The organism is Streptomyces sp. NBC_00988 (assembly GCF_045162645.1).
Taxonomy (GTDB): Bacteria; Actinomycetota; Actinomycetes; order Streptomycetales; family Streptomycetaceae; genus Streptomyces.
Window position 1 is genome coordinate 5166270 of the sequence record NZ_CP108730.1, and the last position, 24562, is coordinate 5190831.

Genomic DNA, 24562 nt, shown 5'->3' on the forward strand with positions numbered 1-24562 from the left:
TGGAAGTCATGGAAGGTCCGCGCGCGGTGTCCGCGTGATAGTCAAGTGACGTTATTTGACTAGAGGTTTACGAGAAAAGACAGACCTTGACTTGAGCAGGACAAGTGCACTATGCGAAGCCGGGGTCCGCTTTACGGACACGCACGGCCGACTCGCACCCCCCTCAACGGGCGCGTGCATCCGTCCACTTGGTGGACGGTATGACTCCGTGCGCCCCCCATGCTCCGGAGCTGTGTGTTAGGTCATGCTTACTGCACGTTCCACTCGGGCATGCAGGCGAATAGAGTCGATTGGCGGAACGCCCGGAACCGGCGGAAAGCCAGGCCGACATCCTTGTCGCACCCCCGTTTCACGGGCTCCCCTCCACCCCCTAACGAGGACTCGATTGCCATGCCTCGTCCGACCGCCGCACAGCTCGCCTACGGTTCGTTCACCGTGATCTTCTCGACGCTCGCCATGCTGCTGCTGTCACAGACGAACTCCGGTCTGGGCATCGCGGTCATCGCATGCGCGGCACTCGCCCTCGGGCTGCTCGTCTCCCTGACGGTGCCGCAGCCCAAGACCCGCGCCGCGGCAGCGGCCCAGGCCGCCCCCCAGACCGCAGCTCCGGCCGTTCCGCAGCGGCAGCGCGTGCCGGTGTCGGTACGACGGCGGGAGACCGTGTCCGCCGCCGCGTCGTCCTCGTCCGCGGAGCCGGTACGGGAGCGGAGCACTCCCTAGACCAAGCACAAGCCCAAGCTCGACCTCAAGCTCAACTACGCGAATCGGCGGGTCCGTTGACCACGGACCCGCCGATTCGCTGTGTGCACCCCGGGTGTTGACCCCCCGGTCACGCGGTCACGTCAACGCGTGCTGACCACCACGGTCTTGGCGGCCTTGTCGTGCAGGCCCTGCTTGTACGGCTTGTCGAAGAAGCTCCAACCGCCGCAGATCGCCGTCCAGATGCAGGCGCAGCAGAACGCGAACGGGATCCACAGCACCGCCGCACGGATCAGGTTGGTCTGCACGGACGGTGTCGACCCGTTGTCGAGGTTGGCCACGCGCAGGCCCAGCCACCTCTTGCCCAGCGTCTGGCCCGACTTGGCCATCATCACGGTGTCGTAGCCGATGTAGAGCACGGCCGCGATGAGCGACTGGCCCAGCGACTTGGCGTACGACGCGCCGTTGGAGCCGACGTCGTACTCGTGGACGCCGAAGGCCCAGGTGACCAGCCAGACGATGATGCCGACGAGGATCAGGTCGATGATCCGGGCCAGCGTGCGCCGGCCGCTGTCGGCGAGCGGGGGCATGCCGGCGAGCGGGTCGGTGGGGTAGGAGCCGCCGCCGTAGGGGTCACCGCCACCGCCGCCGTACGGAGGGGGCTGCGGAGGCTGGTTCCCGTAGGACTGGTCGTACGGTGAGCCCGATCCCTGGCCAGGAGGGGGCTGCTTCCTGAACGGGTCGTCTTCCGGCGGCTGCTGGCCGGAGCCCGGAGGCGGTTCGGTGCTCATGGGCCGAGTCGACCGCGAACCGCCCGGCTCCGCATCCGGCGAGCGGCCGTCCGGGGTACGGAATCAGGTACCCCGGACGCCGTATGTCCCTATGCCGCCACGAACGTATGTGCTGCCTTGTCGTGCCAGCACTGGTGCCAGGGCCGGTCGAACAGGCACCAGGCGACGCCGACGATCCCGATGCCGAGCAGCCCCGGGACGCTGTAGACGAGCCAGCGGCGCAGCGCCCCGCCGAAGCCGGGCGGCTCATGGCTCTCGATCCCGCGGACCTCGATACCGCAGAGCTTCTTGCCGAGGGTGCGGCCCCACTTGGCGGTGGGCAGCGCCTCGTAGAGGACACCGAAGAGGAGGAGGACGGCGAGGACGATGCCCAGGTAGGCGGACGTGGTGCCGTCCAGCAGCCAGACCGTCTCGGTACGGCCGGAGAGCTTGGCCGCGTCGATCTTCTCGTCGAGGTGGTCCACGGCCTTGGTGCCGAGCGGTACGGCGGCCACGGCGGTGACCGCGCCGAGCACGACGGTGTCGATCAGCCGCGCGACCAGCCGCTTGCCGAGCCCCGCGGGCCGCGCCTCCGACTGCCGCCGGGCCGCCGCCTGGAACACGTCCTCGACCGGCGGCTTCCAGGGCGCCACGGGCGCTTCCTCGTCCCCGGCCAGCCGGTGCACCTGCTGCGCCCAGGACGGCTGCCCGCCACCGGGCCCGGCAGCCATGGGCGCACCTACGGCGGCCCCCTGCGGCTGCGCCGGGCCGGGCTGCTGGGGGACGCCGGGAGCGGACTGCTGGGGCCCGGAGAGGGCCGTGGAGGCGGAGGAGGGAGCGGCGGAGCCGGTACCCGCCTGGGCCTGTGCGGCACGGGCGGCGGCCGCCTTCCCGGCGCCGAAGCCGGGACCGGAGGGGTCGCTGGAAGGGGCGTTGCCGGCGGGGTTGTCGGAGCCGGTCCCCACGGGACCCTGCACACCGGATCCACCGGCGCCGAAACCACCAACACCCGCACCGGAACCTGCCGGTCCCTGCGAGTCATAACCGCCGCCCGCACCGGCCCCCGTGCCCCCGCCCTGCGCCCCCGGCGCCCCGCCCTGTTGGGGTGTGCGCGGGGTCGGGCGGCGGAAAGTGGTCGTGCCCTCGTCGGGGGCCGGGGTCGACGGGGACGGGACGTCCGCGCCCGGGGTGGGGCGGCGGAAGACGAAGGTACCGGGGTTGGACGGTTCCTCCGGGGGGACCGGCGCCGGGGTGTCCGCAGGGACCCGCGGGTCCGGGGAGCCCCAGGAGACGCGGCGGTCCTGGTCGCCGCCGAAGCCGCTCTGGTGGGCGCGGTCCGCGCCCCACGCCGCCGCCGGTTCGGGGCGGCTGCCGTGCTGGGCCTGAGCCGGGCTCACCCGGTTGTCCGGCGCCGGGTCCTCGTCGAAGAAGTGCGGCCCGGTCTCCTCGACGGACGCACCCGGCGCGCCGGGCGGCAGGCCGTCCGAGGGCGCCGGGCGGCTGGTGCCGGGCACCCAGGCCGCGCCGTTCCAGTACCGGACATAGCCAGGAATGGACGGGTCCGGGTAGTACCCCTCGCGGGGCCTGTCGTCACCGGGTGCCGGGGTTGGGGCGCTCATGTCCGTCGTCCCGTATCTGCTCGGAGGTCAAATGGGGGTGTCCACATCTATCAGACCCGTGCGACCGCCACTGCCCGTCCCGTCGGACCCGCCCCTTTCCGGGCAACCTCGTGCACGGAGTCCACACGCCCCGAAGCCCCGCGAAGCCTTCGTGACGCCGCGCGGAAAAAAAGATTCCCGAACTCGCGTAATGCTTCAGCCCGCACGCCCTCTCCACTCGTACGGGCCCACCGCAGGGCCCGGTGAACGAGAGGAGACACACGTCATGCACACAGTCGTAGAGCGGGAGTTGGAGCTCAAACTCATCCTGTCGCCGGAGCGCAGCATTCCGGTCCCGGCCCGGCTGAGCTACCGCACCGACGACCCGTACGCCGTCCACATCTCCTTCCACATCAACTCCGAGCACCCCGTGCACTGGACGTTCGCCCGCGAACTGCTCGTCGAGGGCGTGTTCCGGCCGTGCGGGCACGGGGACGTGCGGGTGTGGCCGACGAAGGTGGAGCGGCGCAGTGTCGTCCTGATGGCGCTGAGTTCACCCGACGGGGACGCCCTGCTGGAGGCACCGGCGGCCCAGGTGTCGGCATGGCTGGAGCGCACCCTGCGGGTGGTCCCTCCGGGCTCTGAGGCGGAGCAGCTCGGCATCGACGACGGCCTGGCCGAGCTGCTCGCACCGACCCCGGCCGACGACCTGTGGCTGCGCGACCCGTGGCCGTCGGACGAGTCGCGGGACGGGGAGTGAGCCGTAGGGAAGCCGAGCTTCGGGTTCAGAAGAGCTTGCCGGGATTGAGGATCCCCAGCGGGTCGAAGGTCGCCTTGACCGCCCGCTGCATCTCGACGCCCACCGGGCCGATCTCGCGGGCCAGCCACTCCTTCTTCAGGACGCCGACGCCGTGTTCGCCGGTGATGGTGCCGCCGAGTTCCAGGCCGAGGGCCATGATCTCGTCGAAGGACTCGCGGGCGCGCCGGGACTCGTCGGCGTCCTGCGCGTCGAAGCAGACGGTGGGGTGGGTGTTGCCGTCGCCGGCGTGCGCGCAGACGCCGATCGTCAGCCGGTACTTCTCGCCGATCCGTTCCACCCCTTCGAGCATCTCGCCGAGCCGGGACCGGGGCACGCACACGTCGTCGATCATCGTCGTGCCCTTGACCGCCTCCAGCGCCGTGAGCGACAACCGCCGCGCCTGGAGCAGCAGTTCGGACTCGGCCGCGTCCTCGGCGGGGACGACCTGCGTGGCTCCGGCCGCCTCGCACAGGGCTCCCACGGCGGCCAGGTCGGCGGCCGGGTCCGCCGTGTCGAAGGCGGCGAGCAGCAGCGCCTCGGTCGTCTCGGGCAGTCCCATGTGGGCCAGGTCGTTGACGGCCTTGACGGTCGTACGGTCCATCAGTTCGAGGAGGGACGGCACGTGCCCGCCCGCCATGATCCGGCACACGGCGTCGCACGCGGCCGCCGCGGACCCGAACTCGGCGGCCAGGACCAGCTGTTGGGGCGGCTGCGGCTTCAGCGCCAGGGTCGCCTTCACGACGATCCCGAGCGAGCCCTCCGACCCGACGAACAGCCGGGTCAGGTCGTACCCGGCGACCCCCTTGGCCGTACGCCGGCCGGTGCTCATCAGCCGCCCGTCGGCGAGGACGACGTCCAGGCCGAGGACGTACTCGGCCGTCACCCCGTACTTCACGCAGCACAGCCCGCCGGACGCGGTGCCGATGTTGCCGCCGATCGTGCACATCTCCCAACTGGAGGGATCCGGCGGGTAGTAGAGGCCGTGTTCGTTGACCGCGCGGGAGAGGGTCGCGTTGATGACGCCCGGCTCGACGACCGCGATGCGGTCGACCGGGCTGATCTCCAGGATGCGGTCCATCTTGACGAGGGACAGCACGATGCACCCCTCGGACGCGTTCGCCGCGCCCGACAGGCCGGTGCGGGCGCCCTGTGGAACGACCGGGAGGCGCAGTTCGGTGGCGACGCGCATGACGTGCTGGACCTGTTCGACCGTGCGCGGCAGCACGACGACGGCGGGCGTGCCGGACGGGCAGAAGCTCGCCATGTCGTTGGCGTAAGAGACCGTGACGTCCGGGTCGGTCAGGACGGCCTCGGCGGGCAGCCCGGCCAGCAGCCGGTCGACGAGGGTCCCGGTGTCCTGGTCGCGAGGCGCTTCGATACGGCTCATGATCACAGCGTCGCACTCGCGGCCATCGGTGTGAACCCCGTCCGCGCGTGGCTTTGGGTGCCGGGATGTGGTCGTCGTACTGACGCACAGTGAGCGCCATGGAGAACGAACAGCGGGGCCCCGGTACGTCCCTGGTGGCGGAGGCGCCCAGGCGCCGCTCCCCCGTTCCGCGCCGGGTGCTGATCGCGACGGTCGCCGGGTGCGCCGTGGTCGGCGGGCTGCTGTGGCTGCTGCCCGAGGAGCCGCGCCCCGCGCCGCCGCCCGCTCCCGGGCCCAAGGCACAGGCGCTGACCGCGGTCACCGCGGGGGTGCCGGCCGCGCTGCCCGACCTGGCCGCGCTGATCGGCGACCGTGAGACGCGGGTGCGGGTCCATCCGCGGGACGCACGGTCGTGGGCGGTGCTCGGCTCGGCCTATGTGGAGCAGGGGCGGCGGACCGGGGACACCCTGTACTACCCGAAGGCCGAGGAGGCACTCCGCACCGCGCTGAAGGTGCGCGCGAAGGGCAACGACGCGAACGCCGTCGCGATGGACGGCCTGGCGGCCCTCGCGAACGAACGGCGCGACTTCCGCGCGGCGCGCACCTGGGGCGAGGCCGCGGTGAAGGCGGCCCCGCGGCGGTGGACGACGTATCCGCTGCTGATCGACGCGTACACAGGCCTCGGCGACTACAAGGCGACCCAGCGCACCCTCGAAAAGCTGCTGGAGCTGCACACCGGCCCCGCCGTGATGGCGCGGGCCGCCGCCGTCTACCGCGACCGGGGCTGGCGCGAGGACGCCGCCGCCCAGCTCGCCGACGCGGCGGCGAAGGCCACCGCCCCGGCGGAGCAGGCGGCCTGGCTACAGCGCGCCGGTGAGCTGGCCTGGGAACGCGGGGACCGCGAGGTCGCGCTACGGCACTTCGAGGCGGCCGTACGACTCGACCCCGACCAGCGGGAGGCGCTCGCCGGTGAGGGGCGCGCGCTCGCGGCGCTGGGCCGCACCTCGGAGGCCCTGAACGCCTACCAGGTCGCCCTCGCCAAGCAGCCGACCCCGCAATACGCCCTGGAACTGGGCGAGTTGTACGAGTCGCTCGGGCTCGCGCAGGCGGCCCGCGTGCAGTACGACACGCTGCGCGCCCTCGCCGCCAAGGACGCGGCGGCGGGCGTCGACGACGAACTGGTCCTCGGCGTCTTCGAGGCGGACCACGGTGATGCCCAGGACGCCGTACGTCGACTGCGGGCCGAGTGGACGCGGCAGCCGGGCATCCCGGTGGCCGACGCGCTCGGGTGGGCGCTGCACCGGGCCGGGCAGGACGAGGAGGCGCTGAAGTTCGCGTCGGCGGCGACGGACAAGGTGCACGGGGGCGGGGTGCGGGACGCGCTGTACGCGTTCCACCGGGGCATGATCGAGAAGGAGTTGGAGAAGTTCGCGTCCGCGCGCCGGCATCTCCAGGAGGCGTTGCAGATCAACCCGTACTTCTCGCCGCTGCGGGTGCCGCTGGCGCAGGCGGCGTTGGCGGCGCTGGGCGATCCGCCCGACGAGCCACTGCCGACGGACAAGGAGCCGCAGGAGAAGACGAGTTGAGCCTCCGGGTCACACCGCTGCAGTGCCGATGAGCACGTTGCGGGTGACCAGCGCGGCCAGTTCGTCCTCGGTGAGCGACTCCGTGCCGGCGGGCCTGCGCGGGAGCACCATGTAGCGGGTCTCCGCGCTGGAGTCCCACACGGTGATGTCCGTGTCGGTGGGCAGCTGGAGGCCGAACTCGGCGAGTACGGACCGGGGTTCGCGGACCACGCGGGAGCGGTAGGCCTCCGACTTGTACCAGCCCGGGGACGGGCCCAGCAGCGGGAGGGGGTAGCAGGAGCAGAGGGTGCAGACGATGACGTTGTGGATAGCGTCCGTGTTCGCGACGACCCGCAGCCGCTGGAACGACCCGTCCATGAAGCCGAGTTCCTGCACGGCGGCCGTACCGTCCGTCAACAGCCGTTCCCTGTAGGCCTCGTCGGTCCAGGCGCGGGCGACGACGCGTGCCCCGTTCGCCGGTGACGCGCCCGCGAGGAACGCGTCGAGCACCTCGTCGACCGCCCCGGCCGTGACGACCCCCTTCTCCTCCAGCAGCGTCTCAAGTCGCCGCACCCGCCGGGAGATCGAGGCGTCCTCGTGGTCACCGCTCATCATCACGTTCCTCTTCGCACGCTTCCAAGTAGCTTTCCCAGAGGTCCAGTACGACGTGATGGTCGCCGTCGCCCCACAGGTCCCGGGCCGCGAACCGCACCGCGTACACCTGCTCCACCGGCGCGTCCCCGCTCCCCCGCGCGCTGACGTCGGCCAGCTCCGCGCGCCCTTCCGGCTCGACGACGACACCGCACTTGCCGCGCGCGTAACGGGGCAGGCGGGTGTGGTGCGGCGGGTCGTGCGGGAAGGTCCGGACCCGGGTGCCGGGCGGGAAGCGGTCAGGCATCCGGCTCCCCCAACTCACCTGGTGCGATCACGCCCTTGCGTTCCAGCAGGGTGGTGATCGCGGTGAACCAGCGCTCGTAGTACGACATCGACAGGTACGCGACGGGCGGGATCGCCTCGATCGCGTCCCGGAACTCGTTGGTGTTGAAGATCCCCTGCGCGCGCAGGGCGTTGAACAGCCCGACGACCCGCGCCTCCCAGTCGGCGTGGAAGGGCTCGGGGTCGTCGGTGGTGTCGATGGCGCCGAAACCCTGGGTGCCGCCCACGTCGTTGATCCTGGCCATGAGGGCAGCGTACGACCCTGTCCGCGGCTACGGCTTGTAGCAGAGGGAGAACCTCCGTGCGCCCGCCTCCCCGGACGCGAAGCCGACGCACAGGCGGGTGCGGGGCTTCGTGCGGACGGCGAGGCCCTCCGGTTCGCGGTAGGTGAGGGTGTGGCCGGCCTCCGTGCGGGACTGCTGGACGAGTTCGCCGGTGCGGATGTCGAGGCAGGAGACGTAGGCGTTGCCGTGTTTCGCGGGCGGGTTGGTGGTGGAGTTGTAGGCGGTTCCTGCGAGTTGGTAGAGGTGGTCGCCGTCGAGGGCGTAGCCCTGGAACGGGATCGACGGGTCCGGGTGGGCGCCGGTCTGGGCTATGTCGGCCAGCGGAGTGGCGTAGTCGCGGGCGACGAAGGCGTCCAGGTCCCAGACCCTGTAACGGGGTTGATTGGCGATGCGGTAGCGGATCGCTATGCGCTTCGAGGTCATGCAGACCGTGGGCTGGTTGTTGGTGGAGTTCGCGATCGGCTTGCGGATCGCCACGTCGGCGGAGGTGCGGGTGGCGCCGTTCGCGAAGTGGAACCGGGTGACGGCCTGGCCGTAGGCACCGCCCGAACCGGTCTTCGCGGCGGCCTCGGTCCAGATCCACACATCGCCGTCGGAGGTGTTCTGCACACCCATGCTGACGCCGTGGCCGAAGCCCTGGAGGTGCATGTGGCCGAGCGACTTGCCTGTGTAATCCAGCTGGTTGAGGCAGAGGTTGCCGGTGTCGGCGCCGCCCGTCCTCAACTGGAGGACGTACAGGCGCTGGTGGACCTCGTCCAGGGCGAACGACTGGAGGACCGTGGGCTCGTGCAGGGTGCCCCTCTGCCACAGCCAGCGCACCGCCGGTGCGGACAGATCGATCGGCGCGTCGGCCACGGTCCTCCCAAGTCCCTTGCGGGACCCGTGCGTTACAGGTTGCCCCGCTTCTCCTGCTCCCGCTCGATCGCCTCGAACAGCGCCTTGAAGTTGCCCTTGCCGAAGCCCATCGAGCCGTGTCGCTCGATGAGTTCGAAGAACACCGTAGGACGGTCCTGGACCGGCTTGGTGAAGATCTGGAGAAGGTATCCGTCCTCGTCGCGGTCGGCGAGGATCTTCAGCTCGCGCAGGGTGTCGACGGGGACGCGGGTGTCGCCGACCCACTCGCCGAGGGTGTCGTAGTAGGAGTCGGGGGTGTCGAGGAACTTCACTCCGGCCGCGCGCATCGTCCGTACGGTCTGCACGATGTCGTTGGTGTTGAGCGCGATGTGCTGGACGCCCGCGCCGCCGTAGAACTCCAGGTACTCGTCGATCTGGGACTTCTTCTTTGCGATGGCCGGTTCGTTGATCGGGAACTTGACCTTCAAGGTCCCGTCGGCGACGACCTTCGACATCAGCGCGCTGTACTCGGTCGCGATGTCGTCGCCCACGAACTCCTTCATGTTCGTGAAGCCCATGACCTTGTTGTAGAAGCCGACCCACTCGTTCATGTGGCCGAGTTCGACGTTGCCGACGCAGTGGTCGATCGCCTGGAAGGTGCGGTGGGCCGGGGCCGCGACGAGCGGTTCGGCGGGGGCGAAGCCGGGGAGGTACGGGCCGTCGTAGCCCGTGCGCTCGACGAGCGTGTGGCGGGTCTCGCCGTAGGTGGCGATCGCGGCGAGGACGACCGAGCCGTTCTCGTCCTTCAGCTCGTACGGCTCGGCGAGCGAGCGGGCGCCGTGCTCGACGGCGTAGGCGTACGCGGCGCGCGCGTCCGGCACCTCGATGGCGAGGTCGACGACGCCGTCGCCGTGTTCGGCCACGTGCCGGGTGAGGAACTCGCCCCAGGGGGTGGCGGGCTTGATGACGGAGGTGAAGACGAAGCGGGCGGAGCCGTTGGTGAGCACGTACGAGGCGGTCTCGCGGCTGCCGTTCTCCGGTCCGGAGTAGGCGACCAGCGTCATGCCGAAGGCCGTGGAGTAGTAGTGCGCCGCCTGCTTGGCGTTGCCCACGGCGAAGACGACCGCGTCCATTCCCTTCACCGGGAAGGGGTCGGCCTGCCGGGCGGTGTCGGGGGTGTGGTGAGTGGTCTGCGTCATGAGCGCAGGCTCCCCCTCACCGGCAAGGTGCGCAATAGTTTGCATATTGGCTGGGCATTCTGTTCAGTGCTACGACCGTTTCGGCGGGCTTTCTGTACAGGATGACCATCCTCGGAGGCGGACACCATGGGCATCGATCGTCTGGACGGCCGGATCATCGTGCTGTTGGCGGAGGAACCGCGGATCGGGGTGCTGGAGATGTCCCGGCGGCTGGGGGTGGCCCGCGGGACCGTGCAGGCGCGGCTGGACCGGCTTCAGTCGAATGGAGTCATCCGGGGATTCGGCCCGCAGGTCGATCCGGCGGCGCTCGGCTATCCGGTGACGGCGTTCGCGACGCTGGAGATCCGGCAAGGGCAAGGCCCGGACGTCCGGGCGCACTTGGCGACCGTCCCCGAGGTACTAGAACTGCACACCACCACCGGCAGCGGGGACATGCTGTGCCGGCTCGTGGCCCGGTCGAACGCCGATCTCCAGCGGGTCATCGACCGGGTTGTCGGTTTTGATGGCATTGTCCGGGCCGCCACCGCGATCGTGATGGAGAACCCCGTTCCGCTGCGGATCATCCCGCTGGTGAAACAGGCGGCGGAGGACCCGGAAGGGACGACCTGGCCGACGTAGGGGTGTGGGCATGTGAGCTTCTGGGAGTACTTGGGCAACCGGCACCAGCAGCTGCTCACCGACGCCTACCAGCACGCCAGCGCGGTCTTCCAGTGCATGGTCGTGGCCACCCTGATCGGTGTGGTGATCGGGGTCGTCACGTATCGGAGCGAATGGGCGGGCAACCTCGCCACCACGGCCACGTCGACCATTTTGACCATTCCGTCGCTCGCCATGATCGGTCTGCTCATTCCGATCGTCGGTCTTGGCGTTCCGCCCACGGTGACCGCTCTGACCTTGTACGGCCTGCTGCCGATCGTCCGTAACTCGATCGTGGGCCTGCGCGGGGTCGACCCGTCCCTCGTGGACGCGGCGAAGGGCATCGGGATGTCCCGGCTGGCGCGGCTCGCGCGGGTCGAACTGCCGCTGGCCTGGCCGCCGATCCTCACCGGGATCCGGGTCTCCACGCAGATGCTGATGGGCATCGCGGCCATCGCGGCGTACGCCTCCGGGCCCGGTCTCGGCAACGAGATCTTCCGCGGGATCGGGTCGCTGGGCAGCAAGAACGCCCTCAACCAGGTGCTCGCGGGCACGCTCGGGATCATCGTCCTGGCGCTGCTGTTCGACGCCGCGTACGTCCTTCTCGGACGGCTGACCATTCCCAGGGGGATCCGTGCCTGAGCCATCCGCGTCCGAGCCGGCGACCGCGACCTCGGGTGCCTCCATCGAGCTGGAGAACCTGACCAAGCGGTATCCGGGCAGCGCCGACCCGGCCGTCGAGAGCGTCAACATGGAGATCAAGGCGGGCGAGTTGGTCGTCTTCGTCGGGCCGTCCGGCTGCGGGAAGTCCACCACGCTCAAGATGATCAACCGGCTGATCGAACCGACCGGCGGCCGTATCCGCATCGGCGGCGAGGACGTCACCGACATCGACCCGGTGAAGCTGCGCCGCAAGGTCGGCTACGCGATCCAGTCGAGCGGTCTCTTCCCGCACATGACGGTCGCCCAGAACATCGCGCTCGTCCCGAGGATGATCGGCTGGTCCAAGTCCCGGATCAGGAACCGGGTGGAGGAGATGCTCGACCTGGTCGGGCTGGACGCCGGCGAGTTCCAGGGCCGCTATCCGCGCCAGCTCTCCGGCGGGCAGCAGCAACGCGTGGGCGTGGCACGGGCGTTGGCGGCGGATCCGCCGGTGCTGCTGATGGACGAACCGTTCGGCGCGGTCGACCCGATCACCCGCGATCACCTCCAGGACGAGTTGATCAGGCTCCAGCACGAACTGCACAAGACGATCGTCTTCGTCACGCACGACTTCGACGAGGCGATCAAACTGGGCGACCGGATCGCGGTGTTGCGCGAACGCTCGCACATCGCGCAGTTCGACACCCCGGAGGCGATCCTCACCAACCCGGCGGACGACTTCGTGTCCGGTTTCGTGGGCGCCGGGGCGGCCCTGAAGCGGCTGAACCTGACCCGCGTACGGGACGTGGAGATCACCGACTACCCGACGGTGACCGTCGACGACCCGCTGCAGAACATCTTCGACCGGCTCCGGGACAGCGGCACCAACGAGATCCTCCTCCTCGACAAGCGCGGCCGGCCCTACAAGTGGCTGCGGCGCGGCGACATGATGCGCGCCAAGGGGTCGCTGGCCCGGGCGGGCACGCTGGTCAGCGACACGGTGACCCGCGACGCGACGCTCCGGGACGCGCTGGAGGCGGTGCTCACGGACAACGCGGGGCGGGTCGCGGTCACCGGGCGGCGCGGGGAGTACACCGGTGTCGTCGACATGGAGACGCTGATGAACTCCGTGCACGAACTCCTGGAGGCCGACCGGCTGGAGGCGATGGAGGGCCGGCACGAGCTGGAGGAGGCCCGGGCCCTCCAGACGCACGCCGAGCAGGAAGGCGCCGGCGGGGAGGCGAAGGCGTGACCACTCCCGAGCTGGAAGAGGAGACGGAAGTCGAGGCCCCGCCGCCCGCGACTCCCCCGAAACGCCGGATCACCTGGCAGAAGCTGACCTTCCTGCCCGCCGCGCTGGTGGCGATCCTGCTGGCGACCTGGCTGTGGTTCGACCAGGCCCACCTGGACGCCATTTCGGAGAACGCGCTCTCCAACGGCCAGGTGTCCAAGGCCCTTTGGCAGCACGTCCAACTGACCGTGATCTCCACGTTCTTCGTGCTGATCATCGCGATCCCGCTGGGCATCCTGCTGACCCGGAGGGCGTTCCGAAAAGCCGCCCCGGTGGCGATGACGTTCGCCAACATGGGCCAAGCCACCCCGGCGATCGGCCTGTTGGCCCTGCTGGTGATCTGGCTCGGCACCGGCGAGAAGGCGGCCCTGATCGGCATCATCGTCTACGCCGTCCTGCCGGTCCTGTCCAACACCATCGCGGGCCTGAAGGCCAACGACCCGACCTTGTTGGAGGCGGCCCGAGGCATCGGCATGTCCCAACTCGGCGTTCTGGCAAAGGTGGAACTCCCGCTCGCCGTCCCGCTGATCCTGGCCGGTGTCCGAACCGCCCTGGTTCTCAACGTCGGTACGGCGACCCTGGCGACCTTCGGCGGGGGCGGCGGCCTGGGCGTCCTGATCACCACCGGCATCACCACCCAGCGGATGCCCGTCCTGGTGCTCGGCTCGATCCTCACGGTCAGCCTCGCCCTGCTGGTGGACTGGCTGGCCTCCCTGGCCGAACTGCTCCTGCGCCCAAGGGGATTGGAGGCGGGCTCATGAAACGCACCTGTCTCCTGCTGGCCGGAACCCTGGTCGTCGTCGCCGGCTGCGGACTGACCAGCGGCTCCCCCATGGTCGACGACGTCAGCCCCGGCACGGTCGGGCGGGGCGAGCCCCTCAAGGGTGCCCATCTCACCGTCACCTCGAAGGAGTTCACCGAGCAGCTCATCCTCGGCGCGATGATGGGCATCGCTTTCGAGGCGGCCGGCGCGGACGTCCTCGACCGGACCGGCATCCAGGGTTCGATCGGAGCGCGGGAGGCCGTCAAGTCCGGTGACGCGGACGGGATGTACGAGTACACCGGCACCGCGTGGATCACCTACCTCGGTAACAGCAAGCCGATCACCAACCCCATGAAGCAGTGGCAGGCGGTACGGGACGCGGACCTCAAGAACGGCATCACCTGGCTGCCCCCGTCCGCCCTCAACAACACCTACGCGCTCGCGATGAACCAGGCCAACTTCAAGAAGTACGGCACGAAGACGCTGTCCGAGGTGGCCGCGCTGGCGAAGAAGGACCCGGGCGCGGTGACGCTGTGCGTGGAGAGCGAGTTCGCCAACCGCGCGGACGGACTGCCGGGCTTGGAGAAGGCGTACGGCATGAACCTCCCTGCGAAGAACATCACGCAGATGGACACCGGGATCATCTACACCCAGGTGAAGAAGGGGAGTTGCACGTACGGCGAGGTCTTCACCACCGACGGCCGCATCAAGTCCATGAACCTCGCGGTGATGGCCGACGACAAGAAGTTCTTCCCCAACTACAACGCGGCGCCCGAGATCAACACGAAGGCGTTGAAGAAGTGGCCGGCGATCGCGAAGGTCCTGGACCCGGTCACGAAGAAGCTGAACAACACGGTGGCGCGGACGCTGAACGCGAAGGTGGATGTCGACGGGGAGGATCCGCATCAGGTGGCGCTGGACTGGATGAAGGCGGAGGGGTTGGTCAAGTAGGGGCGGTGGGGGGCGAGTTACAAAGACCTAGTTGCAAAGAAGTGCTTGCAACGACTTCTTTGCAACGCTACCTTTGTAGTCATGCAGGAGCACGAAGAACGGAAACAACGCCGCCTCGACGCCCGCTCGCTGCGCGGCCTGGCGCACCCGCTGCGCATGCAGTTGCTGGACGCGCTGCGGCAGCACGGTCCCGCCACCGCGTCCCAACTGGGCGCCCGGCTGGGCGAGTCCAGCGGCGCGACGAGCTACCACCTGCGCCAGCTCGCCGAGCACGGCTTCGTCGAGGACGCCCCCGAGCGCGGCAAGGGCCGGGAGCGATGGTGGCAGGCGGTGGACCAGAGCATCCGCTACGACAGCACGGACTTCGAGGACGCGAGTCCCGAAGTGCGGGGACTGACAGAGGTGTTCATACAGGAGGGCGCCGCACGTCACGGCCGCGAGCTGGCCGCCTGGCTCGGCACCCGCGACCAGTGGTCCCCGGCCTGGTCCAGCGCCTCCGCCATGAGCGACGCGACGGTACGGCTCACCCCCGATCTGGCCGCCGAACTCATCGTCAAGATGCACGCCCTGATCGACGACTACCGGGGCCGCGTCCCCGACAAGGACACCCCGGAATCCGAGCAAGTGCGCATCCACACCCACCTGTTCCCCATCGAGACGGATTGAGAGGCACCACCATGAACGGCACCACCGCGCAGCTCGCCGACTGCCACATCGCCGACCTCCACGCCCAGGCCGACGCCCACCGCCTCGCCCTCACGGCCAAGCCTCCGCGGGAACTGCGCACCCGCCTCGGCTGGACCCTCGTAGAACTGGGTCTGCGGCTGGCCGCCACCCCGAACAGGACGAAGCCGGCGCTCGCCTAACAGCCCGGCACGGACCCCTTACCCGTCTCCAGCGCCTCCAGGGCAGACACCGCGCCCTTCAGCGTGGTCACCGCAACGAGTCGTAGCCCCTTGGGCAGTTCGGACTTGGCGTCCGAGCACTCGACCTTCGGGACCAGGAACACCGTCGCACCGTCACGGCGCGCAGCCTGGGTCTTGAGGGCTACTCCCCCGACCGCGCCGACCGTACCGTCCGTGCCGATCGTGCCCGTACCGGCGATGGTGCGGCCGCCGGTGAGGTCACCGCCGCTGCCGTCGCCGTTCAGCTTGTCGATGATCCCCAGGGTGAACAGCAGGCCCGCGCTGGGGCCGCCGACGTCCGCCAGCGTGAGGGTGACCTTGACCTTCTTGTCGCTGAGCTTCAGGTAGTTGAGCGCCGCCGTGGTCGCGTCGTCCTGCGACTCCTGCATCTGCTCCGTGTTGTGCTGCTCGATCTCCTTGACGCTGTTGCCGCTCGGGTAGACCGAGTCACGCGGCATGACCGCTCGATCGGTACGGAACCAGCTGTCGATCACATCGCTCAACGAGACATGCTGATCGGGTCCGGTCGCTTCGATCGTCGTCATGCGCAGCTGACCGCTCGTCGTGCGCACCGGCGCCCCGGAGATCGTGATCACCGGGGTGCCCTTGTTCTCGCCGAGCACGTTCGCGGTCAGACCGGGCTGCGCCAGCGAGAACGGCAACGGCGCGAAACCCGCCGTGGCGAGCAGTGCCACGACGGGCAGGGCGCAGACGGCTACGGCCTGGGGGCGCGTGAGGCGAGAGAGGAGCACGGGATCAATCTAACGCGACGGCCACTTCCGGCCGGGCGCCGGTCACCCCATGCCCGTAAACGACCTCAGGCCTCAGCGCAGCGCTTCGGCGACCTCGCGCGCCGCGTCGACGACCCGAGGTCCGACCCGCTCGGGCACCGCGTCGGCCAGCATCACCACGCCGACGCTGCCCTCGACCCCCGTGACGCCCAGCAGCGGAGCCGCGGCGCCGCTCGCGCCGGCCTCCAACTCGCCGTGCGTCAGGGTGTATCCGGGTTCGTCCGCGACCTGGTGCCGGGCGGCGAGGATCGCGCGGCCCGCGGCGCCCCGGTCCAGGGGGTGACGGAAGCCGGCCCGGTAGGCCACGTGGTAGTCGGTCCAGGTCGGCTCGACCACCGCGACGGCGAGGGCGTCCGCCCCGTCGACCAAGGTGAGGTGAGCGGTCGCCCCGATGTCCTCGGCCAGCGAACGCAGCGCAGGGAGCGCTGCCTCCCGTACAAGGGGATGCACCTGGCGGCCGAGCCGCAGCACCCCGAGCCCGACGCGGGCCCGGCCGCCGAGATCACGGCGTACGAGTGCGTGCTGTTCGAGGGTGGCCAGCAACCGGTACACGACGGTCCGGTTGACGCCCAGTTTGTTGGACAGTTCGGTGACGGTCAGCCCGTGGTCCGTATCGGCCAGCAGTTTGAGGACGCGCAGTCCCCGGTCGAGCGTCTGGGAGGTCTCCGCGGTCACGACGCCCACTCCTTAAGTGGTGAGGTCGGCGGCCCCCTAGCGGCGGATGCGTCACCGAGTCCCGTCAGTGACGCGCTTCAGAGGCCGCCGATCGGCGAGGCGGCCCGGCGTGTCCGGGCCCAGTCGCTTCACGGCTGCGCTCCGCGGCGGCGCTGCCACGGGGCGTGTGCGTAGCGGGACACTAGCGAAGGCGGTTCGCTGAGCGGAAGTCTCCGTCCAGAATCCGGTCACCGACTGGTACGGACCGGTTCCGTTCATGTCGATATGTCCTGACCTGGGGACCGCCCCTGCGCGGATTCCGCACAGATGTGCGGGTCCGGCGGGTGCGCGAGCGGGGTCGGTCAGTGCATGCGCGTGGCCCACTCCTGGACCTTCGCGATGCGCTGCCGCAGCTGCCCGGCCGTGGCCTCGGCGCTCGGCGGGCCGCCGCAGGTGCGGCGCAGCTCGGTGTGGATGACGCCGTGCGGTTTGCCGGTCTGGTGGACGTACGCGGAGACCATGGTGTTGAGCGACTTCCGCAGCTCCATCATCTCCTTGTGGGAGACGACGGGCCGCCGCTCGGCGGGCAGTTCCAGCAGGTCGGCTTCCCCGTCCGGCTTCTTCCGGCTGTGCGCGATCTGCCGGGCCTGCCGCTTCTGGAGCAGCATCTGCACCTGGTCGGGTTCGAGGAGTCCGGGGATGCCGAGGTAGTCCTGCTCCTCCTCGCTCCCCGGGTGCGCCTGCATGCCGAACTCGGCACCGTCGTAGAGCACCCGGTCGAAGACGGCCTCGGACTCCAGGGCCTCGAAGGAGAACTGCTCCTGCTCGCCGGTGTCCTCGTCCTGCTCCTTGTTCGCCTCCTCCATCTCCTTCTCGGACTCGGCGTACGGGTCCTCCTCGCCCTCCTTCTTCGGCTTGTCGAGGGCGTGGTCGCGCTCGACCTCCATCTCGTTGGCGAAGGTGAGGAGGTCGGGCACGGTCGGCAGGAAGACGGAGGCGGTCTCACCGCGCCGCCGGGACCGCACGAAGCGGCCGACGGCCTGGGCGAAGAAGAGGGGCGTCGAGATGGTGGTGGCGTACACGCCGACGGCGAGCCGCGGCACGTCGACGCCCTCCGACACCATGCGTACGGCGACCATCCACCGGTCGTTGCTCGCGGCGAAGTCGTCGATGCGCTTGGAGGCACCGGTGTCGTCCGACAGCACGACGGTCGCCTTGCTGCCGGTGATCTCGCGGATCAGCTTGGCGTAGGCGCGCGCCGAGTCCTGGTCGGTGGCGATGACGAGGGCGCCGGCGTCCGGGATGCCCTTCCTGACCTCGGTCAGCCGCTGGTCGGCGGCGCGCAGCACGCTCGGCATCCACTCACCGCGCGCGTCCAGCGCCGTACGCCAGGCCTGACTGATCGCGTCCTTCGTCATCGGCTCGCCGAGCCGCGCGGCGATCTCGTCACCGGCCTTGGTCCGCCACCGCATGTTGCCGCTGTAGGAGAGGAAGATGACGGGCCGGACGACCCCGTCGGAGAGCGCGGACCCGTACCCGTAGGTGTAGTCGGCGGAGGACCGCCGAATCCCGTCGTTCCCTTCTTCATACGTGACGAAGGGAATGGGATTGGTGTCGGACCGGAACGGCGTACCGGTGAGCGCGAGGCGGCGGGTGGCCGGCTCGAAGGCTTCGAGGCACGCCTCGCCCCACGACTTCGAGTCACCGGCGTGGTGGATCTCGTCGAGGATGACGAGCGTCTTGCGCTGCTCGACACGGTTGCGGTGCAGCATCGGCCGTACGCCGACACCGGCGTACGTGATCGCGACACCGTCGTAGTCCTTGCCGAGCGGCCCCGCGCTGTACTCCGGGTCGAGTTTGATCCCTATCCGCGCGGCGGCTTCCGCCCACTGCTTCTTCAGGTGCTCGGTCGGCGCGACCACGGTCACCTGCTGCACGACATGGTGGTGCAGCAGCCAGGAGGCGAGGGTGAGCGCGAAGGTCGTCTTGCCGGCACCGGGGGTCGCGACCGCGAGGAAGTCCCGCGGCTGCTCCTGGACATACCTGTCCATCGCGCCCTGCTGCCAGGCACGCAGCTTGCCGGCGGTGCCCCAGGGGGCGCGGCCGGGAAAGGCGGGAGAGAGGTGGTGGGAGCTGGCGGAGGAGGCGGCGGTGGTAGTCACGGTCTCCGGTTCGGGAGTAGGGCGGCTCGGCTGCGTAGGGCATCGGCTACGTCGGCGACGTCGGCTACGTATGACAACCGGGCCACCCTACCGGCGGGGTGGCGGTGTCACCGTGCGGACTGCGCCGGGGTGGCGGGGGATGGGACTGAGGTCACACCGGTTGTCCGGCGAGGCCTCGCAACCCCTCCGCGATCACCTCGACGTCCCCCTCCGCCCCCGAGGCCACGTCGATGACCAGGTCGTACGCCCTGTCCTGGTCCACGCCGGCGAGATCGACCCCGTTCACGGCGAGGAAGGCCGCGGCGGCGAGCCACGCGGTGCGCTTGTTGCCGTCGACGAGGGGGTGGTTCGTGGCGAGGGCGTGGAGAAGAGCGGCGGCCTGCTCGTACAGATCCGTATAGGCCGCCGTACCGAACATACGAGCGCGCGGCCGATGCACCGCCGAGGCGAACAGCCCCGGCTCCCGCACCTCGGGCGCCCGACCGCCGAAGGCGATCCGCGCGACCTCGGTCACTTCGCCGACGGTGAGGTGACGACGGCCGACGGCACTGGAGTCGTACGTCATTCGCCGAGCCTCCTCAACAGACCGGCATGCGCGACGGCAAGCCGCCCGGCCGCCGCCCGCACCAGCGCCCCCTCCTCATCCAGATATCTGCCTACGGCGTCCCGCACGAGGTCCTCCGGCGGCCGGCCGGTGGCGTCGGCGAGGTCGTCGAGTGCCTGCCGGAGGGCGGGGTCGAGATCGACGTGGAGGTGGTGGGGTTGAGGTCGAGGTTGGGAGGTCGGCTGGTGCATGGGGCGAGGGTAGGGGCGGCGATCACCTGCAGGCGACGGAATATCACCGGAATCCCGCTCTACGGCTCACCGCTCCTTGCTGTTCCCCCGGACCCGGGTCGTCACCCACGCCCCCCACCGAACGGCACCGAGCGACGTCACCGCGATTCCGTCCGCACCCGCGTAGTCACTTCCGTCCGCACCCGCGTGGTCACCCAAGCCCCCACCAACGCCACCCCCGCCATCGGCAGGAACACGGCCGCGAACGCCCCCGGATGTCCCCCGCCACCCGCCGAACCGACGACATGCCCCACCGTGCCCCCGCCCAACGCCCCGAACGCGGCCCCGCCCACAGAGAGCAGCACCACATTCGACAACCCGTCAGAGATCTGCAGCGCGGCGGAGTTGGAGCCGGCCTCCGCCGGAGCGGACAGCTGGAGCAACAGCACGCTGGTGGAGGAGATCACCAGCCCCATCCCGAAACACCCGAACGCCCACGCGACGGCGACGATCCACACGGGCACGGCATGGATGAGGACGCTCGGCGCCCCGGCGATGGCGGCGGCCACCAGCACCATGCCGACCGTCATCAGCCGTTCCCGGTACGGCTCGGCCCGCGCCCGGGACTGCACCCACGACCCGAGCGCCCACGTGCCGCCGCCCGCCGCGAGCGAGAACCCGGCCAGGGTCGGGGACAGCCCCCGCTGCGTGACGAGCATCAACGGCACGAAGGACTCCGCCGAGATGAACGACCCGGCGGCCACCCCGCGCAACAACACGACCGAGGGCAGCCCACGCGCCGCCCGGTACGTCCCCCGCGGCAACAACCCGAGCACGGCGGGCACGAGCAGCGCGACGCCGGCGACCGCGGGGAGAAGGGAGAACCACCGCACGTCCTGAGCGGCGTACTGGAAGAGTCCGGCGCCGATCGAGATCCCGAGGGCAAGCCGAATACGACGCCGGTCGAAGGACCCGGAGGACTGCTGATCATGTCCTGATACAGGCCCGGCCGCCCGCCGCCGTATCTGCGGAAGGGCGAGCGCGAGCGGAAAGACGACAAGCACCGGAATCCCGAGGAACACCCACCGCCACCCCAGATGCTCGGTCACCGCACCGGAGGCGAGCGGCCCGACAACGGACGGCACCACCCAACTCGCGGCGAACGCGGCCATGATGGCGGGCCGCAACCGCTCGGGATAGGCCCGCCCGACGACGACATACAGAGCGACGATGACGAGCCCACCCCCGAGCCCCTGCACGGCCCGCCCCAGAATGAACACCCACATGACCTGAGCGGTCCCGGCCACCACCAGCCCGGCGGCGAAAGCCCCGATCCCGCTGGTCAACGCCCCGAGCGGCCCCCGCCGATCCGACCACTGCCCGGCGAACACCATCCCGAACAGGCTGGTGGTGAAGTACCCGGAGAACGCGAACGCGTACAACGACACCCCACCCAGTTCCCGAGCGGCAACCGGCATCGCCGTCCCAACTGCCGTCGCCTCAAAGGCGATCAGCAGAACAACGGACACGATCCCCACACTGAGCGCCCGATGCGACCGCCCCAACACGGAGTCACGACACTCGTCGGCCAGGTCAGGGGCAGTGTCCGTGACGCCGGCGTCACGAGGTTCCAGGACGGTCATGCTGGCCAGCGTAAGGTCCACAGGCCGGGTTGACCCCTGTCGGAGGATGGTCGGAGGCTGAGACCTTTGACGTACGACCAGTGGTACCTCCGGGGGAACTGGGGCACCCGGGGTACCGCTCCCTGTTCGTGAACGGCGTATGGCAGTCCCGTTGCACCACCCCGGGCCCCCTTGTCCGGGCCCCTCCCCCGGCCCTACGGTCAACTCACCAAACACGGCCGTGTGCCCGAGTGGTTCAGGGACTCGCCTGCAAAGCGAGTTACGCGGGTTCGATTCCCGCCACGGCCTCCAGTGCCTGACCAGGCAAAAGGAAAGGGCGGCACCCCTCCCCGGGTGTCGCCCTTCAGGTCGTCCGTCTCAGTCCTGGTCTCAGCTGACCACTGTGGACACCGCTGTACCGGACCCCGGGACCGTGGTCCAAGGCCGGACATCGCACCCTAGGCCCAGAACCACGGCGCCTCTACGATGTACCCCGTGGACTGGGGGACTCTCGCGGGCACTGCGCTCGGTGCCCTTCTCGGTGTCAGCACAACCCTTCTTGGCGAACGGTCACGATGGCATCGGGAGGATGCGTCCCGTGAGCGTGCGGCAAAACGACAGCTGTACAGCACATATCTCGGGGCGCTCTGGCTCACACAGCACCGACTACGAGATCTGCAACGAAGCGCCGCGCTGACCAGGGAGGAGCGCATCGAGCAGTCCGGGGAAATCCTCGGGGCCGCCAACGCCTTTGAACTCCTCTACGAGATGCGCATCATGGCGCCCGAACCTCTCGACGAAGCAGCCACTCAGGCCTTCCGGAAACTCCTACGCCTACGGGACCGCTTCGAAGAGCCGGACGTGAGCACTGATCCAGAGTGGCCGGCAACCCGCGCAGCATTGAGCGAGGCACTCGAAACCCTTCGGCAAGCCATGCGCTCAGACGTCCGCTCTCTCTAGACACGCCAAGTGAGCCGAGGCGTGCCTCGATGGATCCCTCGGCCGAGTTCTTTGTCATCCAACCGGCAGGGTGACAGCCCGCTCGGGGATGCCAGGGGCGAGTAGGACCGTGGCGGCCGTGTGGCGCGCGTCGTGCGGACGGCCGTCCGGCACCTTCGCCTCTGCGAGAAGAGCCTTCCACTCGCTCCAGTGCCGGCGACGAGACGGGCTTCGACCGTGCTCGTCCGGGAAGACCAAGCCGTTCTCCGAGGGCGACCGCCGTCGTCCTACGTCCGTGGACCCAGTTCCTTGTGCGCGTCGGTTTTCTCCTCTGAACGTGATGGCCGGGTACAGGCGGCCTGGGACAACTAGCGCGTGCGCGAAGGGGAGTTGCGCACCCGGCCCCGCACTATCTCGGCCAGGCGGGCGGCCTGCTCGTCCACGGCCTGGGGGCCGTTGCCGGTCAGCAGGCAGTGGTCGGCGTCCCAAATAACCTTCGGGGCCGAGGGGTTGAGGGTGAGGTGGACGTCGTAGCCGGCCTCCTTCAGCGCCACGTCGACGTAGTAGGTCAGGCGCGTGCGCTCGCCGGGCACCTTCGGGTACTGGAACCCGAGCATCGCCCTCTCGCCGTACTTGGGCACGGTGGTGATGCGTGCGCCCTTGAAGGCGTGGTCGGGATCGGTCGTGACCTTGCCGTCGGCGTCGACCCGGTAGCGCGCCGAGGTGAGGCCCACCGGGGCATGGCAGATGAGGGAGATCGGGACGTCGGCTTCGCGGAGTGTGTTGAGCAACTCCCCCATCCACGGGCTGTCGTTGAAGTCGACCATCGGGGCGTGTCCGCCGGGCATGTGCACGAAGGCCAGGTCCGCCAGCGAGAAGTCGGAGGCGGGATCGCGGTGCCGTTCGATCAGCTGCTGGATGGACAGGTACTCGCGCTGCGGCGATGCCTCGAAGCCGGCGACGACATCGCCTCGTACGGAGATGGCCTCCGCGTCCGTCTTGGGAAGCGGCTCGGAGACCGGGATGCGGCCCAGCAGCCTGTAGGCGAGGGCGAGTTCGGACTCACGGCGCTTGAGGAGGTCCGGGTTCTTCTCGCGCAGCTTCTCGGGGCCGAACCGTTCGATCCCGCTCTGCATGGTGGTGCGGGCGGTGGCGAGACCGAGGTTTCCGCCCCCGTGGAAGTTGAGAGCGAGTCCGTTGACGTCGAGTTGCGGCGGCCGTCCGTCCGGCGTGGCCAGGACGAAGTCGTAGTCCTTCTCGAACTCCGCCATCACGGCGGCGAGTTCGACGAGGAAGAACCCGGTCGGTATCCCGGGGTGGCCCGCGGGCTCGCTCAGCGGGAGCACGCGTGCCGAGGACAGGACGATCAGGGCCTTGGGCCGCGGGGCGGTGGATTCAGTCATGGTCTTTCCTCTTCTTGGGAGTTGATCCCGGATCCTTGGGCTTGGGAGTTGAGCCCGGAATCTTCGGAACTGGTCTCGGATTCCTCGGAGTTGGTGTCAGACCCGAGAGGGGTCACGCCGGCACACCGGACGAGCGTTTGACGAGCGCGTCGAAAGTGCGGTCCGGCAACAGCCTGTTGAGGAGGATGAGGGGGCGCGCTCCGAACCCGACGCGGTAGCGGGTGCGTGGACGCCGGGCGGTCGCCGCCTCGGTCACGGCCTTGCCGATGACGGTGGCGGGTGACGCCATGCGGGTGCCGGGCCGCGAGCTTCGCTCCAGGGACTCGGCCATCGCGTCGGCCTGCTCGGCGTACGGCCCGTCGGAGGAGGTGGCACGCAGCTTGTCGGCCGCGATCGCGCCCCAGTCGGTCCGGATGGAACCGGGCTCGATGAGGACGACGTCGATACCGAACCGCTTGACTTCCAGGCGCAGCGCGTCGCTGAGGCCCTCGACGGCGTACTTGCTGGCGTGGTACCAGGCGCCCATGGGCGTGGCGAACCGGCCGCCCATCGAGCTGATGTTCACGATGGTGCCGCTGCGCTGGGCACGCATGTGCGGCAGGACCAGCTGGGTCAGCCGCGCCAGGCCGAACACGTTCACCTCGATCTGGGCGCGGGCCTCCTCCATGGGTACGTCCTCCAGCGCGCCGTAGGAGCCGTAGCCGGCGTTGTTGACGAGCACGTCGATGCGGCCCTCGGTCGCGATGATCTCGGCGACCGCGTGGCCGACCGAGGTCTCGCTGGTGACGTCGAGCGGGAGCGTGCGCACGCCGGACTCCGCCAGGCCGCTCATCCGGTCGGTGCGCCGGGCCGCGCCGTAGACGATGAAGCCGGCCTGTTGGAGCTGTCGGGCGGTGGCTTCGCCGATGCCTGAGGAGGCACCGGTGACCAGGGCTACTTTCTTCGTCATTGCGGTTCCTCGGGAGTCATGGATCGGACG

Annotated in this window: 27 protein-coding genes, 1 tRNA gene and 1 pseudogene; 12 read left to right on the forward strand and 17 right to left on the reverse strand. The window is 69.8% G+C overall.

Features of this window, described 5'->3' with window-relative positions; translation table 11 throughout:
- Positions 1-390: 390 nt before the first annotated feature.
- Entirely contained in the window at positions 391-720 is a 330-nt protein-coding gene (locus OG496_RS23530; RefSeq protein WP_399392101.1) for a hypothetical protein, read from the forward strand.
- A gap of 122 nt (positions 721-842) precedes the next feature.
- Here OG496_RS23530 and OG496_RS23535 read toward each other — a convergent pair whose 3' ends face one another.
- Both OG496_RS23535 and OG496_RS23540 read right to left on the reverse strand, forming a co-directional pair.
- Positions 843-1490 carry an RDD family protein gene (locus OG496_RS23535; RefSeq protein ID WP_366490519.1) on the reverse strand — a complete coding sequence of 216 codons (648 nt, stop codon included), beginning with the start codon at positions 1488-1490 and terminating at the stop codon, positions 843-845.
- An 89-nt stretch (positions 1491-1579) separates the two neighbouring features.
- On the reverse strand, positions 1580-3088 hold the full coding sequence (locus OG496_RS23540) for an RDD family protein (RefSeq protein WP_405972298.1): 1509 nt from the start codon (positions 3086-3088) through the stop codon (positions 1580-1582).
- Between the two features lie 265 nt (positions 3089-3353).
- Here OG496_RS23540 and OG496_RS23545 point away from each other — a divergent pair, with 265 nt between their 5' ends.
- A complete protein-coding gene (locus OG496_RS23545; RefSeq protein WP_363098899.1) occupies positions 3354-3827 on the forward strand; it encodes an SsgA family sporulation/cell division regulator in 474 nt (157 codons plus the stop codon).
- A 25-nt stretch (positions 3828-3852) separates the two neighbouring features.
- On the opposite strand, the gene OG496_RS23550 is transcribed toward OG496_RS23545, so the two are convergent.
- The gene (locus OG496_RS23550) at positions 3853-5259 is read right to left on the reverse strand and encodes an FAD-binding oxidoreductase (RefSeq protein ID WP_399392105.1); all 1407 of its coding nucleotides are present in this window, start codon (positions 5257-5259) and stop codon (positions 3853-3855) included.
- A gap of 92 nt (positions 5260-5351) precedes the next feature.
- Here OG496_RS23550 and OG496_RS23555 point away from each other — a divergent pair, with 92 nt between their 5' ends.
- A complete protein-coding gene (locus tag OG496_RS23555) occupies positions 5352-6818 on the forward strand; it encodes a tetratricopeptide repeat protein (protein WP_405972299.1) in 1467 nt (488 codons plus the stop codon).
- Between the two features lie 9 nt (positions 6819-6827).
- On the opposite strand, the gene nthA is transcribed toward OG496_RS23555, so the two are convergent.
- The 5 genes from nthA to hppD are packed head-to-tail and all read right to left on the reverse strand — an operon-like array spanning position 6828 to position 10050.
- Complete coding sequence (gene nthA / locus OG496_RS23560) at positions 6828-7412, reverse strand: nitrile hydratase subunit alpha (protein WP_405972300.1); 585 nt, start codon at positions 7410-7412, stop codon at positions 6828-6830.
- The gene (locus tag OG496_RS23565) at positions 7399-7695 is read right to left on the reverse strand and encodes an SH3-like domain-containing protein (RefSeq protein ID WP_399392111.1); all 297 of its coding nucleotides are present in this window, start codon (positions 7693-7695) and stop codon (positions 7399-7401) included. The genes nthA and OG496_RS23565 overlap by 14 nt, the downstream gene beginning before the upstream one ends.
- On the reverse strand, positions 7688-7978 hold the full coding sequence (locus OG496_RS23570) for a hypothetical protein (protein ID WP_405972301.1): 291 nt from the start codon (positions 7976-7978) through the stop codon (positions 7688-7690). The genes OG496_RS23565 and OG496_RS23570 overlap by 8 nt, the downstream gene beginning before the upstream one ends.
- A gap of 27 nt (positions 7979-8005) precedes the next feature.
- Positions 8006-8872: a Teichoic acid biosynthesis protein C (Precursor) gene (locus OG496_RS23575; protein WP_405972302.1), complete on the reverse strand. Its 867-nt coding sequence runs from the start codon at positions 8870-8872 to the stop codon at positions 8006-8008.
- Positions 8873-8904: 32 nt separating this feature from the next.
- The gene (hppD, locus tag OG496_RS23580) at positions 8905-10050 is read right to left on the reverse strand and encodes a 4-hydroxyphenylpyruvate dioxygenase (protein WP_405972303.1); all 1146 of its coding nucleotides are present in this window, start codon (positions 10048-10050) and stop codon (positions 8905-8907) included.
- A 126-nt stretch (positions 10051-10176) separates the two neighbouring features.
- Here hppD and OG496_RS23585 point away from each other — a divergent pair, with 126 nt between their 5' ends.
- The 7 genes from OG496_RS23585 (at position 10177) to OG496_RS23615 (ending at position 15199) form a co-directional block, all read left to right on the forward strand.
- Entirely contained in the window at positions 10177-10668 is a 492-nt protein-coding gene (locus tag OG496_RS23585) for an Lrp/AsnC family transcriptional regulator (RefSeq protein ID WP_318016612.1), read from the forward strand.
- 12 nt (positions 10669-10680) lie between these two features.
- Positions 10681-11328, forward strand: a complete 648-nt coding sequence (locus OG496_RS23590; protein ID WP_366490511.1) for an ABC transporter permease — start codon at positions 10681-10683, stop codon at positions 11326-11328.
- Positions 11321-12580 (forward strand): betaine/proline/choline family ABC transporter ATP-binding protein, encoded by a 1260-nt coding sequence (locus tag OG496_RS23595; protein ID WP_399392118.1) that lies wholly within the window; start codon positions 11321-11323, stop codon positions 12578-12580. Before OG496_RS23590 ends, OG496_RS23595 begins: the two co-directional genes overlap by 8 nt.
- A complete protein-coding gene (locus OG496_RS23600; RefSeq protein WP_405972304.1) occupies positions 12577-13380 on the forward strand; it encodes an ABC transporter permease in 804 nt (267 codons plus the stop codon). The genes OG496_RS23595 and OG496_RS23600 overlap by 4 nt, the downstream gene beginning before the upstream one ends.
- Positions 13377-14333, forward strand: a complete 957-nt coding sequence (locus OG496_RS23605; RefSeq protein ID WP_366490509.1) for a glycine betaine ABC transporter substrate-binding protein — start codon at positions 13377-13379, stop codon at positions 14331-14333. Before OG496_RS23600 ends, OG496_RS23605 begins: the two co-directional genes overlap by 4 nt.
- An 81-nt stretch (positions 14334-14414) precedes the next feature.
- Positions 14415-14999 (forward strand): ArsR/SmtB family transcription factor, encoded by a 585-nt coding sequence (locus OG496_RS23610; RefSeq protein ID WP_405972305.1) that lies wholly within the window; start codon positions 14415-14417, stop codon positions 14997-14999.
- A gap of 11 nt (positions 15000-15010) precedes the next feature.
- Positions 15011-15199, forward strand: a complete 189-nt coding sequence (locus OG496_RS23615) for a hypothetical protein (RefSeq protein WP_405972306.1) — start codon at positions 15011-15013, stop codon at positions 15197-15199.
- Here the strand turns inward: OG496_RS23615 and OG496_RS23620 are convergent.
- The 6 genes from OG496_RS23620 to OG496_RS23645 form a co-directional block, all read right to left on the reverse strand.
- Positions 15196-15990, reverse strand: a complete 795-nt coding sequence (locus OG496_RS23620; RefSeq protein ID WP_405972307.1) for a S16 family serine protease — start codon at positions 15988-15990, stop codon at positions 15196-15198. The genes OG496_RS23615 and OG496_RS23620 overlap by 4 nt on opposite strands.
- Positions 15991-16062: 72 nt before the next feature.
- Entirely contained in the window at positions 16063-16704 is a 642-nt protein-coding gene (locus OG496_RS23625) for an IclR family transcriptional regulator (protein ID WP_403596452.1), read from the reverse strand.
- 341 nt (positions 16705-17045) lie between these two features.
- Positions 17046-18845: a DEAD/DEAH box helicase gene (locus tag OG496_RS23630; protein WP_399392130.1), complete on the reverse strand. Its 1800-nt coding sequence runs from the start codon at positions 18843-18845 to the stop codon at positions 17046-17048.
- Between the two features lie 151 nt (positions 18846-18996).
- Positions 18997-19410, reverse strand: a complete 414-nt coding sequence (locus OG496_RS23635) for a type II toxin-antitoxin system death-on-curing family toxin (protein ID WP_405972308.1) — start codon at positions 19408-19410, stop codon at positions 18997-18999.
- Positions 19407-19640, reverse strand: coding sequence for a CopG family ribbon-helix-helix protein (locus OG496_RS23640; RefSeq protein ID WP_405972309.1), 234 nt, complete (start codon positions 19638-19640; stop codon positions 19407-19409). Before OG496_RS23640 ends, OG496_RS23635 begins: the two co-directional genes overlap by 4 nt.
- 137 nt (positions 19641-19777) lie before the next feature.
- Positions 19778-21262 (reverse strand): MFS transporter, encoded by a 1485-nt coding sequence (locus tag OG496_RS23645; protein ID WP_405972310.1) that lies wholly within the window; start codon positions 21260-21262, stop codon positions 19778-19780.
- A 216-nt stretch (positions 21263-21478) separates the two neighbouring features.
- Here OG496_RS23645 and OG496_RS23650 point away from each other — a divergent pair.
- Together OG496_RS23650 and OG496_RS23655 are read left to right on the forward strand one after the other, a co-directional pair.
- A tRNA-Cys gene (locus OG496_RS23650) sits at positions 21479-21553 on the forward strand.
- Positions 21554-21736: 183 nt separating this feature from the next.
- Positions 21737-22201, forward strand: a complete 465-nt coding sequence (locus tag OG496_RS23655; RefSeq protein WP_405972311.1) for a hypothetical protein — start codon at positions 21737-21739, stop codon at positions 22199-22201.
- Between the two features lie 72 nt (positions 22202-22273).
- On the opposite strand, the pseudogene OG496_RS23660 reads toward OG496_RS23655, so the two are convergent.
- From OG496_RS23660 to OG496_RS23670, 3 genes and pseudogenes are all read right to left on the reverse strand, one after another.
- Positions 22274-22447, reverse strand: a pseudogene (locus tag OG496_RS23660) (tyrosine-type recombinase/integrase); the annotation flags it as partial.
- A 101-nt stretch (positions 22448-22548) separates the two neighbouring features.
- Complete coding sequence (locus OG496_RS23665; RefSeq protein ID WP_405972312.1) at positions 22549-23583, reverse strand: hypothetical protein; 1035 nt, start codon at positions 23581-23583, stop codon at positions 22549-22551.
- A 112-nt stretch (positions 23584-23695) separates the two neighbouring features.
- A complete protein-coding gene (locus tag OG496_RS23670) occupies positions 23696-24532 on the reverse strand; it encodes an oxidoreductase (protein WP_405972313.1) in 837 nt (278 codons plus the stop codon).
- Positions 24533-24562: the final 30 nt, after the last annotated feature.

Excerpts from the sequence above, each read along its gene's own strand:
- OG496_RS23530 (WP_399392101.1), top strand. The coding sequence starts at position 391 with ATGCCTCGTCCGACCGCCGCACAGCTCGCCTACGGTTCGTTCACCGTG.
- OG496_RS23535 (WP_366490519.1), bottom strand. The coding sequence starts at position 1,490 with ATGAGCACCGAACCGCCTCCGGGCTCCGGCCAGCAGCCGCCGGAAGAC.
- OG496_RS23540 (WP_405972298.1), bottom strand. The coding sequence starts at position 3,088 with ATGAGCGCCCCAACCCCGGCACCCGGTGACGACAGGCCCCGCGAGGGG.
- OG496_RS23545 (WP_363098899.1), top strand. The coding sequence starts at position 3,354 with ATGCACACAGTCGTAGAGCGGGAGTTGGAGCTCAAACTCATCCTGTCG.
- OG496_RS23555 (WP_405972299.1), top strand. The coding sequence starts at position 5,352 with ATGGAGAACGAACAGCGGGGCCCCGGTACGTCCCTGGTGGCGGAGGCG.
- nthA (WP_405972300.1), bottom strand. The coding sequence starts at position 7,412 with ATGATGAGCGGTGACCACGAGGACGCCTCGATCTCCCGGCGGGTGCGG.
- OG496_RS23565 (WP_399392111.1), bottom strand. The coding sequence starts at position 7,695 with ATGCCTGACCGCTTCCCGCCCGGCACCCGGGTCCGGACCTTCCCGCAC.
- OG496_RS23570 (WP_405972301.1), bottom strand. The coding sequence starts at position 7,978 with ATGGCCAGGATCAACGACGTGGGCGGCACCCAGGGTTTCGGCGCCATC.
- hppD (WP_405972303.1), bottom strand. The coding sequence starts at position 10,050 with ATGACGCAGACCACTCACCACACCCCCGACACCGCCCGGCAGGCCGAC.
- OG496_RS23585 (WP_318016612.1), top strand. The coding sequence starts at position 10,177 with ATGGGCATCGATCGTCTGGACGGCCGGATCATCGTGCTGTTGGCGGAG.
- OG496_RS23605 (WP_366490509.1), top strand. The coding sequence starts at position 13,377 with ATGAAACGCACCTGTCTCCTGCTGGCCGGAACCCTGGTCGTCGTCGCC.
- OG496_RS23610 (WP_405972305.1), top strand. The coding sequence starts at position 14,415 with ATGCAGGAGCACGAAGAACGGAAACAACGCCGCCTCGACGCCCGCTCG.
- OG496_RS23615 (WP_405972306.1), top strand. The coding sequence starts at position 15,011 with ATGAACGGCACCACCGCGCAGCTCGCCGACTGCCACATCGCCGACCTC.
- OG496_RS23635 (WP_405972308.1), bottom strand. The coding sequence starts at position 19,410 with ATGACGTACGACTCCAGTGCCGTCGGCCGTCGTCACCTCACCGTCGGC.
- OG496_RS23640 (WP_405972309.1), bottom strand. The coding sequence starts at position 19,640 with ATGCACCAGCCGACCTCCCAACCTCGACCTCAACCCCACCACCTCCAC.
- OG496_RS23645 (WP_405972310.1), bottom strand. The coding sequence starts at position 21,262 with ATGACCGTCCTGGAACCTCGTGACGCCGGCGTCACGGACACTGCCCCT.
- OG496_RS23665 (WP_405972312.1), bottom strand. The coding sequence starts at position 23,583 with ATGACTGAATCCACCGCCCCGCGGCCCAAGGCCCTGATCGTCCTGTCC.
- OG496_RS23670 (WP_405972313.1), bottom strand. The coding sequence starts at position 24,532 with ATGACGAAGAAAGTAGCCCTGGTCACCGGTGCCTCCTCAGGCATCGGC.